This is a genomic window from Mesorhizobium kamtschaticum, assembly GCF_056174585.1.
This window is the reverse complement of record NZ_CM149691.1, coordinates 4,537,218-4,551,319: the sequence shown is the minus strand read 5'-3', so window position 1 is coordinate 4,551,319 and position 14,102 is coordinate 4,537,218. Positions and strand designations below refer to the sequence as shown.

Annotated in this window: 11 protein-coding genes and 1 pseudogene; 7 read left to right on the top strand and 5 right to left on the bottom strand. The window is 62.3% G+C overall.

Annotated features, from left to right (window positions below; genetic code table 11):
- Positions 1 to 364: 364 nt before the first annotated feature.
- The 3 genes from AC0V7N_RS22510 to AC0V7N_RS22500 all read right to left on the bottom strand — a co-directional run bounded on the left by AC0V7N_RS22510 (position 365) and on the right by AC0V7N_RS22500 (position 7,022).
- On the bottom strand, positions 365 to 1,168 hold the full coding sequence (locus tag AC0V7N_RS22510; RefSeq protein WP_475450568.1) for an ion channel: 804 nt from the start codon (positions 1,166 to 1,168) through the stop codon (positions 365 to 367).
- A gap of 52 nt (positions 1,169 to 1,220) precedes the next feature.
- Positions 1,221 to 4,748: a DNA polymerase III subunit alpha gene (gene dnaE / locus AC0V7N_RS22505; protein ID WP_475450567.1), complete on the bottom strand. Its 3,528-nt coding sequence runs from the start codon at positions 4,746 to 4,748 to the stop codon at positions 1,221 to 1,223.
- A 261-nt stretch (positions 4,749 to 5,009) separates the two neighbouring features.
- Positions 5,010 to 7,022 (bottom strand): acetyl-CoA carboxylase biotin carboxylase subunit, encoded by a 2,013-nt coding sequence (locus AC0V7N_RS22500; RefSeq protein WP_475450566.1) that lies wholly within the window; start codon positions 7,020 to 7,022, stop codon positions 5,010 to 5,012.
- 199 nt (positions 7,023 to 7,221) lie between these two features.
- Between AC0V7N_RS22500 and AC0V7N_RS22495 the strand changes: the two genes are divergently transcribed.
- The 6 genes from AC0V7N_RS22495 (at position 7,222) to AC0V7N_RS22470 (ending at position 11,999) form a co-directional block, all read left to right on the top strand.
- Positions 7,222 to 8,349: an S-(hydroxymethyl)glutathione dehydrogenase/class III alcohol dehydrogenase gene (locus tag AC0V7N_RS22495; protein ID WP_475450565.1), complete on the top strand. Its 1,128-nt coding sequence runs from the start codon at positions 7,222 to 7,224 to the stop codon at positions 8,347 to 8,349.
- Positions 8,350 to 8,417: 68 nt separating this feature from the next.
- On the top strand, positions 8,418 to 8,987 hold the full coding sequence (gene gfa / locus AC0V7N_RS22490) for an S-(hydroxymethyl)glutathione synthase (protein ID WP_496627268.1): 570 nt from the start codon (positions 8,418 to 8,420) through the stop codon (positions 8,985 to 8,987).
- A gap of 63 nt (positions 8,988 to 9,050) precedes the next feature.
- Positions 9,051 to 9,518 (top strand): YaiI/YqxD family protein, encoded by a 468-nt coding sequence (locus tag AC0V7N_RS22485; RefSeq protein WP_475450564.1) that lies wholly within the window; start codon positions 9,051 to 9,053, stop codon positions 9,516 to 9,518.
- A 31-nt stretch (positions 9,519 to 9,549) separates the two neighbouring features.
- Positions 9,550 to 10,227: a DUF1345 domain-containing protein gene (locus AC0V7N_RS22480; RefSeq protein ID WP_475450563.1), complete on the top strand. Its 678-nt coding sequence runs from the start codon at positions 9,550 to 9,552 to the stop codon at positions 10,225 to 10,227.
- 97 nt (positions 10,228 to 10,324) lie between these two features.
- Positions 10,325 to 11,206: a cytochrome b/b6 domain-containing protein gene (locus AC0V7N_RS22475; protein WP_496627267.1), complete on the top strand. Its 882-nt coding sequence runs from the start codon at positions 10,325 to 10,327 to the stop codon at positions 11,204 to 11,206.
- A gap of 1 nt (position 11,207) precedes the next feature.
- Positions 11,208 to 11,999 (top strand): molybdopterin-binding protein, encoded by a 792-nt coding sequence (locus tag AC0V7N_RS22470; protein WP_475450561.1) that lies wholly within the window; start codon positions 11,208 to 11,210, stop codon positions 11,997 to 11,999.
- A gap of 82 nt (positions 12,000 to 12,081) precedes the next feature.
- Here AC0V7N_RS22470 and AC0V7N_RS22465 read toward each other — a convergent pair whose 3' ends face one another.
- A complete protein-coding gene (locus tag AC0V7N_RS22465; protein ID WP_475450560.1) occupies positions 12,082 to 12,510 on the bottom strand; it encodes a hypothetical protein in 429 nt (142 codons plus the stop codon).
- Positions 12,511 to 12,715: 205 nt separating this feature from the next.
- Positions 12,716 to 13,609: an aspartate racemase/maleate isomerase family protein gene (locus AC0V7N_RS22460; RefSeq protein WP_496627266.1), complete on the bottom strand. Its 894-nt coding sequence runs from the start codon at positions 13,607 to 13,609 to the stop codon at positions 12,716 to 12,718.
- A gap of 216 nt (positions 13,610 to 13,825) precedes the next feature.
- Between AC0V7N_RS22460 and AC0V7N_RS22455 the strand changes: the two are divergent.
- Positions 13,826 to 13,927 (top strand): annotated as a pseudogene (locus AC0V7N_RS22455) (FAD-dependent oxidoreductase); the annotation flags it as partial.
- Positions 13,928 to 14,102 lie beyond the last annotated feature (175 nt).

Sequence of the window (14,102 nt, the reverse complement as noted above, 5' to 3'; positions counted from 1 at the left end):
TCGAGGCCGGAACTTGCAAGCAGAGGAGAAGATGGCGTGACCGGTCGAACCGGGACAAGCGAGGCATTCCGAGGTGCTCACCGGCAGCCAATGTCGTGTACGTGTTTGGAACTCGCTATCCGTGAAGCCCATCTTGGCCAGCGCTCACAAATCCGCGCGCAAAAGGCCGGACATATGAGCGCAAGCGATCCGATCAAACCATCCCAACCGAGCCTTGCAAGCAGGGGGCCGTCCACATATGAGTACCGGCCTACGCCGGCCGTAGCCTTAGTTGCCACGCTACTCACGAGTGCTTCGGCCGGCGAAGGCCGGAAGCGCAGGAAGCTGCCGTTCGCAGGCCGGCATCACCTGAATATCAATGCACCTAGTCACCTTCGTCGGGTATGTTGAGAACATGCCCACAGGCCTTGCAATGCACCGCGTCCGGTTCATGCCGCTGCAGCCCGCATTGCGGACAGGGAAAGAACACCTTGGCCGGCCGGAATATCGCCTGCGCCAGCCTGACGAACAGCGATATGCCGATGATCATGGTGACGATCGCGGTCAGCTTGCCGGCTATGCCCGGCAGCACGATGTCGCCGAAGCCGGTTGTCGTTACCGTGGCGACGGTGAAATAAAGCGCGTCGATGTAGTTTTCGAGCCCTTCACCGGTACGGAAGAAGAAAGTGTAGACGAAGCCGGTGATGACGAAAAGAAACGTCAGCAGGTTGATGACCGCGTGGCTCGCCTCGCGCCAGGGCCGCAGGCCACGCATCTCGAAATGCCGCCAGATCGAACCGCTGCGCGACAACGACCACAGCCGCAGGATGCGCAGAAAACCGAGATTGGCGAGCGCCGTCGGCATCAGCAGTGTCAGCAGGATGAAGACATCCACCCAGGAGGTCGGCTGCTTCATCAGCCGCAGCATATCGTTGGAGGCCAGCAACCTGGCAATCAGATCGGCGCCGACGAGGGCTACCGCCGCATAGTCCAGCCACAGGAACGAGGCCGATTGCTGGATGACGGGTGTCGCGATGAAGAAGGCGATGATGGCCAGATCGATGACGATTGCCACCACCTGAAACCGGAAGGCGGCGGGCGTGCGCCCATGATAGAGCTTTCGCAGCCTGTGGCGCAGCCGCGCCAGCGCTGAACGATCCTGTGATGCGCGCTTGTCCGCGGCCTTCATGCTGATCGCGATGACATAGGTGGCAGGTGCCGAAGCGTGCCAAGGGGCGCGGTCACACCAATTCCACTTCGACCACGCCGGGCACCGCGCGCATCGCCGAGGCGATCTGTGGCGAGACGCGGTAGCCGCCTTGCAAGGCGATCTCGACTTCGCCCTGCGCCTCTTCCTTGAGAACGATAATGCTCACCTGGCTCTCGCCGCGCTGGGTGAGCTGGGACTGGATCATCGAGGCAGGCCCATCGTTCCTGACGAAAATGCGCAGTGCCTTCTGGATGCGGCTTGCCTCGTCTTCCAGCGACTGCACGGAGTTGATCCGCAAATTGACGCCCTCGGGCCTGTCCTCCGCCGCGACGGTGATGACGACGGAGCGGCCGGCTTCCAGGAGGTCACGGTACTGGGCCAACGCTTCTGAAAACAGCACGGCCTCGTACTGGCCGGAGGTATCGGAAAAGGCCACCACGCCCATCTTGTTGCCGGTGCGCGTCTTGCGCTCCTGCTTGCTGGTCACCGTGCCGGCCAGGCGGCCGGCGGTGGCGCCACGCTTGACGCCCGCCGAGAACTCCGCCCAGTTCTGCACCCGCATCTTCTGCAGCGCCGCCTTGTATTCGTCGAGCGGGTGAGCCGAGAGATAGAAGCCGACAACCTGGAACTCGCGATGCAGCCGGTCCGCGGCGAGCCAGGGATCCGTCGCCGGCAGATTGAGCGCCTGCGACTGAGCGCCGAGCGAGGCGCCGAAAATATCGGCCTGGCCGGAAACGGCATTCTGCTGGGCGAGTGAAGCCAGGCCCATCATCCGTTCGACGCCGGCCAACATCTGGGCGCGGTCGTGACCGAAACAGTCAAGCGCGCCGGCCATGATCAGGCTTTCGAAGACGCGTTTGCCGACGATTTTGGGATCGACCCGCTCGCAGAAATCGGCGAGATTCTTGAACGGCTTTTCGCCACGCACGGCGACGATGTGCTCGACCGCCGCGTCGCCGACGCCCTTGAGGGCGGCCATCGAATAATAGATGCGGTTCTCGCCGACCTCGAAAGGCCGAAAACTCGTCATCACCGACGGCGCCAGAACCTCGATGCCAAGCCGCAGCGCATCCTGGCGGAAGTCGGCCAGCTTGTCGGTGTTGCCCATGTCGAGCGTCATCGACGCCGCCAGGAACTCGACCGGATAATGCGCCTTGAGATAGGCGGTCTGGTACGAGACGACTGCGTAGGCGGCGGCATGCGATTTGTTGAAACCATAGTCGGCGAACTTGGCCAGCAGGTCGAAAATGAAGTCGGCTTGCGGCTTGCTGACACCGCGCTCCACCGCGCCGGTGACGAAGCGCTCACGCTGCTTGTCCATCTCGGCGCGGATCTTCTTGCCCATGGCGCGGCGCAGAAGGTCGGCTTCGCCGAGCGAATAGCCGGACAGCTCCTGCGCGATCTGCATGACCTGTTCCTGATAGACGATGACGCCTTGCGTCTCCTTCACCAGATGGTCGATCTTGGGGTGGATCGACGCCATCTCCTCTTCGCCATGCTTTCTGGCGTTGTAGGTCGGGATGTTCTCCATCGGGCCCGGCCGGTAAAGCGCGACCAGCGCGATGATGTCCTCGATACAGTCTGGCCGCATGCCGATCAGCGCCTTGCGCATGCCGGCACTTTCCACCTGGAACACGCCGACCACTTCGCCGCGCGACAGCATGGCATAGGTGTCGGGATCGTCGAGCGGAATCGTCGCCAGATCGATGTCGATGCCGCGGCGGCGGATCAGTTTCACCGCCGTCTCCAGCACGGTCAGCGTCTTCAGGCCGAGGAAGTCGAATTTTACCAGCCCGGCCTGCTCGACATATTTCATGTTGAACTGGGTGACCGGCATGTCCGAGCGCGGATCGCGGTACATCGGCACCAGTTCCGACAAAGGCCGGTCGCCGATGACGATGCCGGCGGCGTGTGTCGAGGCGTGGCGATAGAGACCTTCCAGCTTCTGCGCCATGTCGAGCAGCGTCTGGATGATCGGCTCCTTCTCGGCCTCCTCGGCAAAGCGCGGCTCATTGGCGATGGCGTCCGCCAGCTTGACCGGATTGGCCGGATTCTGCGGCACCATCTTCGACAGCTTGTCGACCTGGCCATAGGGCATCTGCAGCACACGGCCGACGTCGCGCAGCACGGCGCGCGCCTGCAGCGTACCGAAGGTGATGATCTGTCCAACCTGGTCGCGGCCGTATTTCTGCTGGACGTAGCGGATCACCTCTTCGCGGCGATCCTGGCAGAAGTCGATGTCGAAGTCGGGCATCGACACGCGGTCGGGGTTGAGGAAGCGCTCGAACAGCAGCGAGAAGCGAAGCGGATCGATGTCGGTGATGGTCGTCGAATAGGCGACCAGCGATCCGGCGCCCGAACCACGGCCCGGTCCGACCGGAATGCCTTGCGCCTTGGCCCATTTGATGAAGTCGGCAACGATCAGGAAGTAGCCGGGGAATTTCATCTTCTCGATGATGCCGAGCTCGAATTCGAGCCGCTCGCGATATTGCTCGATCGTATAACCCGGCGTCGGTCCGTGCAAAGCGAGCCGCGCGTCGAGCCCCTCGCGCGCCTGTCGGGCGAGTTCCGCGGCCTCGGCCTTTTCGGCCGCATCCTTGTCGGAGGCATCGCCGCCGGTGAAGCGCGGCAGGATCGGGCTGCGGGTCTTAGGATAGTAGGAGCAGCGCAGCGCGATCTCGACCGTGTTGTCGATCGCTTCCGGCAGGTCGGCGAACAGCTTTGCCATGTCGGCCTGGCTGCGCAGGAAATTGTCCGGCGACAGCCGGCGTCTGTTATCGACGGCAACGACGGTGCCCTCGGCAATGGCGATCAGCGCGTCATGCGCCTCATAATCGTCGCGCGAGGAGAAAAAGGCCTCATTGGTGGCAACGAGCGGAAGTTCGTGCGCATAGGCGAGATCGATCGTCTGATGTTCGATGACCCGGTCGTAGCCCGCGACCCGGTCCAGTTCGACATAAAGCCGGTCGCCGAACAGCGCCTTGAGCGTCAAAAGCCGCACCTCGGCCAGATCGCGGCGATCCTCCTTCAAGGCGTTGCCGATCGGGCCGCGCGGTCCGCCGCTGAGGCAGATCAGCCCATCGCTCTGTCCAGTCAGCGTCTCGGTGGTCAGGTGCACCGCCTCACCGGGCGGTGTTTCCAGGTAGACGCCGCTCACAAGCCGAACCAGATTGGAATAGCCGGCTTCCGTCGCGGCGAGCAGGACGACCGGCCGCATCTCCGGGCCTTGCCGCCGGCGGTCGCGCTGGCCGTCGCTGTTTTCGCCGGAAAAGGCGAGCGCGATCTGGCAGCCAATGATCGGCTGGATCCCGTCCTTGACCGCCTTCTGCGCAAACTCCAACGCGCCGAACAGATTGTTGGTGTCGGTGACGGCGATCGCCGGCGCTTCGTCTTTCACGGCGTGGCCGACAACCTTGCCGAGCTGAAGCGCACCCTCGAGCAGCGAATAGGCGGAATGCACGCGCAGATGGACGAACGGCCGCGCCGGCACCTCCGGTCGCGCGGCAGCAATCGCTGCTTCGCGCTTCAGGGGATCGCGTGGAAGTCTGTCATCCGCCATGGTTTCTCGCGCTGCCCGGGGCTTTGAGTCGATGGAAATGTATTGTCCGGGACCGGGCGATACCAGTCCAGCACAAACGACTGATGACCACAGGCTTCCATTGCCTGCTCACCCACCCAGAGATTGTTTCGAAATTCGCTCTGGCGAGTCATATGGTGGTGGTTTCGAGAACCGGAGCGCAGCGGACATTTGGGTCCGTGAGCACCGGAAGCGCAGAAAACGCCATCAGATGGCCGCCAGAGTAGAATTTCCAAACAGTCTCTAGGCGAATTCCATGATCACCGCGTCCACCGCGAGACTGTCGCCGGGCTTGGCGTTGAGCTTCGAGACGACAAGATCGCGCTCAGCCCGCAGCACGTTTTCCATCTTCATCGCTTCGACCACGGCCAAAGTCTCGCCGGCCTTGACCTCCTGACCTTCGGTAACAGCGATCGACACGACAAGGCCGGGCATCGGGCAGAGCAGCAGGTTCGACGTATCCGGCGCCACCTTCTCCGGCATCAGCCGTTCCAACTCGGCGGTGCGCGGCAGCATGGCGCGCGCGGTCACCGACATGCCTTTCCAGGCGATGCGAAGACCATTGGCGACTGGCCGGATCTGGGCCGCAACCCTGCGCTTGCCGACCGTGCCGCGCCAGATCAGGTCGCCCGGCCGCCAGTCGGATGAGACGGTCAGCGCCTTGCCGCCCTCGATCGACAGGTCGATCTCCATCGGGATCGAAATCATGCCTTCGAGGATGGACGCCTGGAGATAGTCTTCGCCGATCTTCACCACCCAGTCGCGCTTGAGCGCTCCCGAATGCGGCGCCAGCCTACCACCCAGCCGGTCAAGCCGGTCGCGGCGCAGCAGCTCCACCGCTGTGGCGATTGACGCCAGCACGGCCTTTTCCTCGCTGTTGGGTACGATCGGCGCGAAGCCGTCGGGATACTCTTCGGCGATGAATGCCGTCGATATCTGTCCTTTCCGCCAACGCGGATGCTGCATCAGCGCCGCCAGGAACGGAATGTTGTGCTCGATACCGTCGACGACAAAACTATCGAGCGCTTCCGACATGGCATCGATCGCTTCGATGCGCGTCGGCGCCCAGGTGCACAGCTTGGCCAGCATCGGGTCGTAGAACATCGAAATCTCGGAGCCCTCGGTGACGCCGGTGTCGTTGCGGATGACGACATCGCCGAATGTCCCTTCCTCCGGCGGCCGGTAGCGCGTCAGCCGGCCGATCGACGGCAGGAAATTGCGGTACGGGTCCTCGGCATAGAGCCGGCTTTCCACCGCCCAGCCATTCAGCTTGATGTCGCCTTGCTTCAGGCCAAGCTTTTCGCCGGCGGCGACGCGGATCATCTGTTCGACCAGATCGATGCCGGTGACGAGCTCGGTCACCGGATGTTCGACCTGCAATCGCGTATTCATTTCAAGGAAATAGAAGTTCTTGTCCTTGTCGACGATGAACTCGACCGTGCCGGCGCTCTGGTAGTCGACGGCCCTGGCCAATGCCACCGACTGCTCGCCCATCGCCTTGCGCGTCTTGGCATCGAGAAATGGCGACGGCGCCTCTTCCGCCACCTTCTGGTTGCGGCGCTGGATCGAGCATTCGCGCTCGCCGAGATAGAGCGCATTGCCATGCGCGTCGGCCAACACCTGGATCTCGATATGGCGCGGATCGACGATGAATTTTTCGATGAACACGCGGTCATCGCCGAACGAGCTCTTGGCCTCGGAGCGTGCCCGATCGAAGCCGTCGCGCACTTCCGACTGGTTCCAGGCGATGCGCATGCCCTTGCCGCCGCCACCGGCCGAGGCCTTGATCATCACGGGATAGCCGATCTCGCCGGCGATCTTTTCGGCATGGTCGGCATTCTCGATGACACCGAGCCAGCCGGGCACGGTCGAAACCTTGGCGGCGTTGGCGAATTTCTTCGATTCGATCTTGTCGCCCATCGCCTTGATCGCCTTGGGCTTCGGCCCGATGAAGACGATGCCTTCCGCTTCCAGCGCTTCGCAGAAGGCGGCGCGCTCGGAGAGGAAGCCATAGCCGGGATGCACGGCCTGCGCGCCGGTTTCCTTGCAGGCGGCGATGATCTTTTCAGGCAGCAAATAGCTCTTCGCGGCGGGCGAAGGCCCGATATGCACCGCCTCGTCGGCCATCTCGACATGCACGGCATCGCGATCGGCATCGGAATAGACGGCGACCGTGGCAATCCCCATCTTGCGCGCCGTCTTGATGACGCGGCAGGCGATCTCGCCACGATTGGCGATCAGGATTTTCGTGAACATGCTGAGGTCATTCCCCTCCGGTCGGTCGTTCCTTTTATGGCCTGTGCTTGCGGGGTCAAGCCGACCATGCAAATCACTGCCTTTCAATCGATTTGCGATTCCAATTCTGCGCTGTGGCCCAGTCTCGGCACCAGCTTCCAGTTGATCGTGTCGATAAAACCTGAAACCTTGGAAAAAAATTCGCATTGGAGGACGCCTGATGAAAACCCGCGCCGCTGTCGCTGTCGCCGCCGGAAAGCCGTTGGAGATCATGGAGGTCGACCTCGACGGTCCGCGCGAGGGCGAGGTGCTGGTCGAGATCAAGGCGACCGGTATCTGCCACACCGACGAATTCACCCTGTCGGGCGCCGATCCCGAAGGCCTGTTTCCGGCCATCCTCGGCCATGAAGGCGCCGGCGTGGTGGTCGATGTCGGCAAGGGCGTCACCTCGGTCAAGAAGGGCGACCATGTCATCCCGCTCTACACGCCGGAATGCCGGCAGTGCCCGTCCTGCCTGTCCAGAAAAACCAACCTCTGTACCGCCATCCGCACTACGCAGGGCCAGGGCCTGATGCCCGACGGCTCGTCGCGCTTCTCGATCGGCAAGGACAAGATCTTCCACTATATGGGCTGCTCGACCTTCTCCAACTTCACCGTGCTGCCCGAGATCGCGGTGGCCAAGGTCAATCCCGACGCCCCCTTCGACAAGATCTGCTACATCGGCTGCGGCGTCACCACCGGCATCGGTGCTGTCATCAACACCGCCAAGGTCGAGCAAGGCGCAACTGCCGTGGTCTTCGGCCTTGGCGGCATCGGCTTGAATGTCATCCAGGGCCTGAAGCTTGCCGGCGCCGACATGATCATCGGCGTCGACCTCAACAACGACAAGAAGGAATGGGGCGAGCGGTTCGGCATGACGCATTTCGTCAATCCGAAGGAGATCGACGGCGACATCGTCCCTCACCTCGTCAACATGACCAAGCGCGGCGCCGACCAGATCGGCGGCGCCGACTACACCTTCGACTGCACCGGCAACACCAAGGTGATGCGCCAGGCGCTGGAAGCCTCGCATCGCGGCTGGGGCAAGTCGGTCGTCATCGGCGTCGCCGGAGCTGGCCAGGAGATTTCGACCAGGCCGTTCCAGCTGGTCACCGGGCGGACCTGGATGGGCACCGCCTTCGGCGGCGCACGTGGCCGCACCGATGTGCCAAAAATCGTCGACTGGTACATGGACGGCAAGATCCAGATCGATCCGATGATCACCCACACGCTGAAGCTCGAGGACATCAACAAGGGGTTCGACCTCATGCATGAGGGCAAGTCGATCCGAAGCGTCGTCGTTTACTGAAGCAAGGCCACAAGCCGCCGACCGACCGGCCAGCGACCTCTGTGGTTCACAAACGGGAGGAGAAAAGAATGGCGGAGAAACTGCATCCGAAAATCGACAATGGCTTGCCCAAGGAGAGCGCAAGCTTTGCCGGCGGCACATTGGTCTGCGCCTGCACCAGCAAGCCGGTGAAGGTGAAGGTCAAGGGCCAGATCGCCCATAACCACGCCTGTGGCTGCACCAAATGCTGGAAGCCGGACGGCGCGGTGTTCTCGGTGGTTGCCGTTGCCGGCACCGGCGATGTCACCGTCACCGAGAATGGAGACAAGCTCAAGGTGGTCGATCCCTCGGCGCTGATCCAGCGCCATGCCTGCACCGGCTGCGGCGTCCACATGCACGGCCCGGTCGAGCGCGACCATCCGTTCAAGGGCTTGTCCTTCATCCACCCCGAACGCTTCCTGGAGGATGGCTGGTCACCGCCCGGCTTCACCGCCTTTGTCTCGTCGATCATCGAATCCGGCGTCGACCCGAAACGCATGGACGGCATCCGGGCGCAGCTGAAGACAATCGGGCTCGAACCCTATGATTGCCTCAACCCCGGCCTGATGGACTATATCGCCACCTGGACGGCGAAGAAGTCCGGCGCTTTGCCGGCCTGAACGCTGTAGGATTTCAGGCAGGGGCCGGACACGTTTCCGGCCCCTGTCCGTTTCGGAGAGACAATGCCTGCACCTGCCATCTACGTCGATGCCGACGCCTGCCCGGTCAAGGCCGAGGTGGAAAAGGTTGCCGAGCGCCTTGGCGTCATCGTCACCTACGTCTCCAATGGCGGCTTGCGGCCATCGCGCGATCCGATGATCCGCAATGTCGTGGTCTCCAAGGGCGCTGACGCCGCCGACGACTGGATTGTTGAGAACGCAAAATCCAACGACATCGTGATCACCGCCGACATTCCGCTTGCCGCCCGCGCGGTGGCGCTCGGCGCGCATGTGCTTGGGCCTACCGGGCGCCCGTTCACGCCGGAAACCATCGGCATGGCCGTGGCGATGCGCGACTTGAAGCAGCATTTGCGCGAGACCGGCGAAAGCAAGGGCTACAATGCCAGCTTCGTACCGCAGGACCGCTCGCGGTTCCTTGGCGAACTCGACCGCATCTTGCGGCGCGCGCTGAAATCCGCCACACCCAGCTAGAAACCGAGCGTCATCCAGGGTGGAGACCGCCATGGCCGCCGAAGCCCCGATCAAGAACCCCATGCAGCGCCACATGCTGTTCGCAGTCTCGGCGTGTTTCGGTGCGCTTGCGCTCCTCGTGGCGTTGCTGCTGCACGCTCCGCTCGCCTATTCGATCGGCGCCAACGCATTTTTCGCCGCCTACGTCATTCTTGTCGTCAGCCAGATGCCCACGTTCACCGGCAAGTATCTGAGCAAGAATGCACGCGCCACCGACCTGCCGGTGCTGGTCATCTTCGCGGTGACGCTTGTCGTCGTCGGCGTAGCCCTTATCTCCTTGTTCCTGCTGATCAATCAGAAGGACAGAGGCCATCCCGTTGAACTTGGCTTCGCGCTGCTGTCGATCCCGCTCGGCTGGTTCACCATCCATGCCATGGCGGCACTTCACTATGCGCATGTTTATTGGATGGACGGCGATGCGGTCGACACTGAGACCAAGAGGAAAATCCCGATCGGTGGATTGCTGTTCCCAGGCGACAAACGGCCGGAGGGCTGGGATTTCCTCTACTTCTCAACGGTGATCGGCATGACGGCGCAGACCGCTGACACCAACATCTCGACGACGCATATGCGCTGTGTCGTACTCGTCCATTCGATCCTGTCGTTCTTCTTCAACACGGTCATCGTCGCCGCCGCGGTCAATCTCGCCGTCAGCCTGGGCGGTCCATAATAAATCCGTGATCAGGTGAAACATCGGTTTGGATCGCGACGTATCAGGAGGACAATGAACGCGCAGGTCGCGCCGCGAGGCCGGGAGACGAGACAAGATGGAATCGGTTGCCAGAAGCCAATCCGAAATTGGACCGGGCGTTCCCGCTTCGAACGACAAGACGCTGATCTACCGGCAGTCGCGCTGGACACGGCTGACGCATTGGCTCTGGGCCATCTCGCTGTTCTTCATGCTGCTGTCCGGCCTGCAGATCTTCAACGCCCGGCCGCAGCTCTACATCGGTAAGCAATCCGGTTTCGGTTACAACAACACGATCTTCGAGATCGGTGCCGAAAACACGAGCGCCGGTCCGCGCGGTTACACCGAAATCTTCGGGCACCGCTTTGACACGACGGGCGTGCTTGGCTGGTCGGGTCCGGCCGGCAACGAGACGGCGCGCGGTTTTCCGTCCTGGGTGACCATCCCGTCCTACTATGATCTCGGCACCGCCCGCGTCGTGCATTTCTTCTTCGCCTGGATCCTGACGACGACCTTGATCGTCTGGCTGGTCGCCAGCCTGATCAACGGCCATATCAGGCGCGATCTGGCGCCACGCCTCGACGACCTCAAGCGGCTGCCGCGGGACATCATCGACCACGCCAAGCTGAAATTCCACCACACGCGCGAATACAACACGCTGCAGAAGATGGCCTATGGCGGGGTGCTGTTCGTGCTGTTGCCGCTGATGATCATCACCGGCCTAGCCATGTCGCCCAGTATGAATTCGGTCCTGCCCTTCCTCAACGATCTGCTCGGCGGCCGGCAGACGGCGCGCACCATCCATTTCACCGTCATGCTGCTGCTGGTCGGCTTCTTCATCATCCACACCCTGATGATCCTGGCCGCCGGCCCGATCAACGAACTGCGCTCCATCATCACCGGCTGGTATCGCACCGATCCTCCCGCGCATGACGACAAGACGACCGAGAGGAGTGCCTGACATGGCGAAGTTCCAGATCAGCCGCAGGAAATTCCTGACCGCAGCCAGCCTCGGCGCCTCCGGCATCATGGTATCGGGCTGCGACGCCTTCGACAGCCAGTTGAGCATCGGCAGCGGCCTGCGCAGTTTCCTCGAAAACGCCAATGGCCTGACATATCGTGCGCAACGCCTGCTCGCCGGCCGTGACGCGCTGGCGCCGGAGTTCACCGAGGCCGACATCCGTCAGCCGCAGCGGCCGAATGGCGTCACCGCGCCCGACGATGACACCTACAAGGGCCTGCTCGCCAACAATTTCGCCGACTGGCGGCTGGAGGTCTCCGGATTGGTCGAAAAGCCGCTGTCGCTGACCCGCGAGCAGCTGCAGAACATGCCAAGCCGCACCCAGATCACCCGCCACGACTGCGTCGAGGGCTGGAGTTGCATTGCCAAATGGACCGGCACGCCGCTGTCGCTGCTGCTTGACCAGGCCGTGGTCAAGCCGCAGGCGCGCTATGTCATGTTCCATTGCCTCGACACGATCGACCGCAGCCTGTCCGGCGACATCAAATACTACGGCACGATTGACCTCATCGATGCCCGCCACCCGCAGACGATCCTGGCCTATGGCCTGAACGGCAAACCTTTGCCGGTCGAGAACGGCGCGCCACTACGCGTCCGCGTCGAGCGCCAGCTCGGCTACAAGATGCCGAAATATCTCTACAAGATCGAACTGGTCGACGGCTTCGCCAATGTCGGCGGCGGTCGCGGCGGCTACTGGGAAGACAATGGTTACGACTGGTACGGCGGAATCTGACCCGCTTCCCAAAAAGATGATCGGCCCGTGGAGATCACGGGCCGATCCCGACACCTAGGTTTGATTTGAGCCCCGGCCCCGCTCAATAGCCGGCGTAGATCCACTGACAATTGTTGTAGGAATCGCAGCTGTAATACCAATAGCCGTCGCTGCGCGCCGTTTCGCCGTTCGACGTCGCCATGCTGGCAACGGCATCGGCCTTTTTGGCGTCGGCGCCCATGTCCTTGGCCATTTTGGCCATCTTGCCGGTGTCCATCAGCGTCGGCTTGCCGTCCTTCATCTTGGCGCCCTGCTCGGCCACCGGACCGGCCTCGGCCAGCATTCTGGCGGCGACGAGCATCGCCTCGCCGTCCTTGTCGGCCTTGGCGATGTTGGCCAGCGCCACGGCTGTTTCGACCTTGGTGCGCGCGTCGGCCTGTTGTTGCGGCGTCATCCCGCCGGCGAAGGCCAGTGTTGTCGAGCCAAGGCCGGCGACAAATGCAAGCGCAAGCATCTTACGAAGCATGGTCATGTGTTGTTCTCCCCTGAGAATGGACGTCCCCACCCGACACTAGAGGAGTTTCATGGCCGACGAACCCTATCGAAACCGAGAGGGTGTTTTCCGGCCTGCCAAATCCGGCCGCAAGGTCCCTACGGTCACGCATAGGCGCCACTGTCCCGGGGTGACCTGGGATAGAGACAGGATGTATGACACTGTTGCTGGGCGCAGATTTGCGTTAGGCGCAGCCATTTTGTCGCTCGCGGCTTGCTCGCCCTGTGGTGGAGCGGTTTTGAACCGCTGATGTCGATTGGTTCGGCTTTTCAAGCAACCGTGCTACAGCGAACAGCGAAACAGTTCGCCCTTTCCGGCAATTTCCTCGGCGACGCCGCCGAGTTCGCAGCATGTGCCAGGCAAGCGCATGGTTGCTTGACGTGACCGGTTTCCCCAGCTCCTTCTCGACCTCCTCGATTATCCGGGCAACGCGCATGCTGGTGCAGGAAACAAAAACCGCATCGCACTCGCTGGATGCGCCGATCTCGAGAATGGCCTGCTTGACCGAAGCCGGCGTGATGCGTGCGACGACATTGTCGTCGGCTTCATTGAAAGAGCCCATGACCGGGATGTCCATCCCCCGCGCCATCAGCGAGGCCCGCAGCGAATGGTTGATTTTCGCAAGGTAGGGCGTAAGCAGCGCGATCCGCGAAGCGCCCAGGGCCTTCAGCGCGGCACGCGCCGCTGTCACCGGGTTGGTCACCTGTACGCCTGGCAGCACCTCGTGAACCCGCGCGGCAACCTTGTCCTCGCCGATGACAAGAGCTCCCGACGTGCAGGCAAAGCCGATCACATCGAACTTGACGTCGGGCAAGAGGCCGACCGTGCCGGGGATCACCGCCGACATCTTCATCAGGTTCTCCGGCGTGATTTCGACATCGCTGTAGAGCCGGGCCTCGTAGAGCGCGACGTCGCGCGCGGGCAGCGCGTAGCGGAATTCGTCCTCGATGGTTTGATCGGTCCGCAGGACGAGCAGACCGAGATTGGCGCGGGTGCCGATACCCTCGTCGGTCTTGAAGGGAATGTGTTCCTTGTCGAGGACAAGTCTGTTGTCGGCGTGCGTAACCGGGGTGTCCATGCAATCCCCTTTCCAGATGCCAATCCGAATTGTCGACAATAGAAACGGCAACTATGGCGAAGGTGTCAAGAGCCTCCTGAGGCTTGGAGGCCAAAAGCGGAGTGCATTTCGGCCGGAATGGACCACTTCCTGGCTACCGGTGCATCCGCCGTTGACAACGATCGGCGTCTTCCTGTTGAATTGTCGACAATGAAATGACAGCCATTCGGGGCGGCGATGCGCGTAGTGATCTTGGGCGGGGGTGTTGTCGGGATCACCACTGCCTATCAACTGCAAAAGGACGGCCACACGGTCACCGTTCTCGAGCAGGCGCCGCAGGTGGCCGAGGGCGCGAGCTGGGCCAATGCCGGCATGATCGCGCCCGGCCATTCCTTCGTCTGGTCATCGCCAGCCGCGCCAAAAATCCTGCTGAAATCGCTGTTCCTGAAGACCAAGCGCTTCGCTTCAGGCTCTCCGCCGACCCGCATCTCTACAGCTGGTCGCTGCGCTTCCT

Coding starts and splice junctions, on each gene's coding strand:
- AC0V7N_RS22480 (WP_475450563.1), top strand. CDS start 9,550: ATGGCCGCCGAAGCCCCGATCAAGAACCCCATGCAGCGCCACATGCTG.
- AC0V7N_RS22470 (WP_475450561.1), top strand. CDS start 11,208: ATGGCGAAGTTCCAGATCAGCCGCAGGAAATTCCTGACCGCAGCCAGC.
- AC0V7N_RS22475 (WP_496627267.1), top strand. CDS start 10,325: ATGGAATCGGTTGCCAGAAGCCAATCCGAAATTGGACCGGGCGTTCCC.
- AC0V7N_RS22495 (WP_475450565.1), top strand. CDS start 7,222: ATGAAAACCCGCGCCGCTGTCGCTGTCGCCGCCGGAAAGCCGTTGGAG.
- AC0V7N_RS22485 (WP_475450564.1), top strand. CDS start 9,051: ATGCCTGCACCTGCCATCTACGTCGATGCCGACGCCTGCCCGGTCAAG.
- gfa (WP_496627268.1), top strand. CDS start 8,418: ATGGCGGAGAAACTGCATCCGAAAATCGACAATGGCTTGCCCAAGGAG.
- dnaE (WP_475450567.1), bottom strand. CDS start 4,748: ATGGCGGATGACAGACTTCCACGCGATCCCCTGAAGCGCGAAGCAGCG.
- AC0V7N_RS22465 (WP_475450560.1), bottom strand. CDS start 12,510: ATGACCATGCTTCGTAAGATGCTTGCGCTTGCATTTGTCGCCGGCCTT.
- AC0V7N_RS22460 (WP_496627266.1), bottom strand. CDS start 13,609: ATGGACACCCCGGTTACGCACGCCGACAACAGACTTGTCCTCGACAAG.
- AC0V7N_RS22510 (WP_475450568.1), bottom strand. CDS start 1,168: ATGAAGGCCGCGGACAAGCGCGCATCACAGGATCGTTCAGCGCTGGCG.
- AC0V7N_RS22500 (WP_475450566.1), bottom strand. CDS start 7,022: ATGTTCACGAAAATCCTGATCGCCAATCGTGGCGAGATCGCCTGCCGC.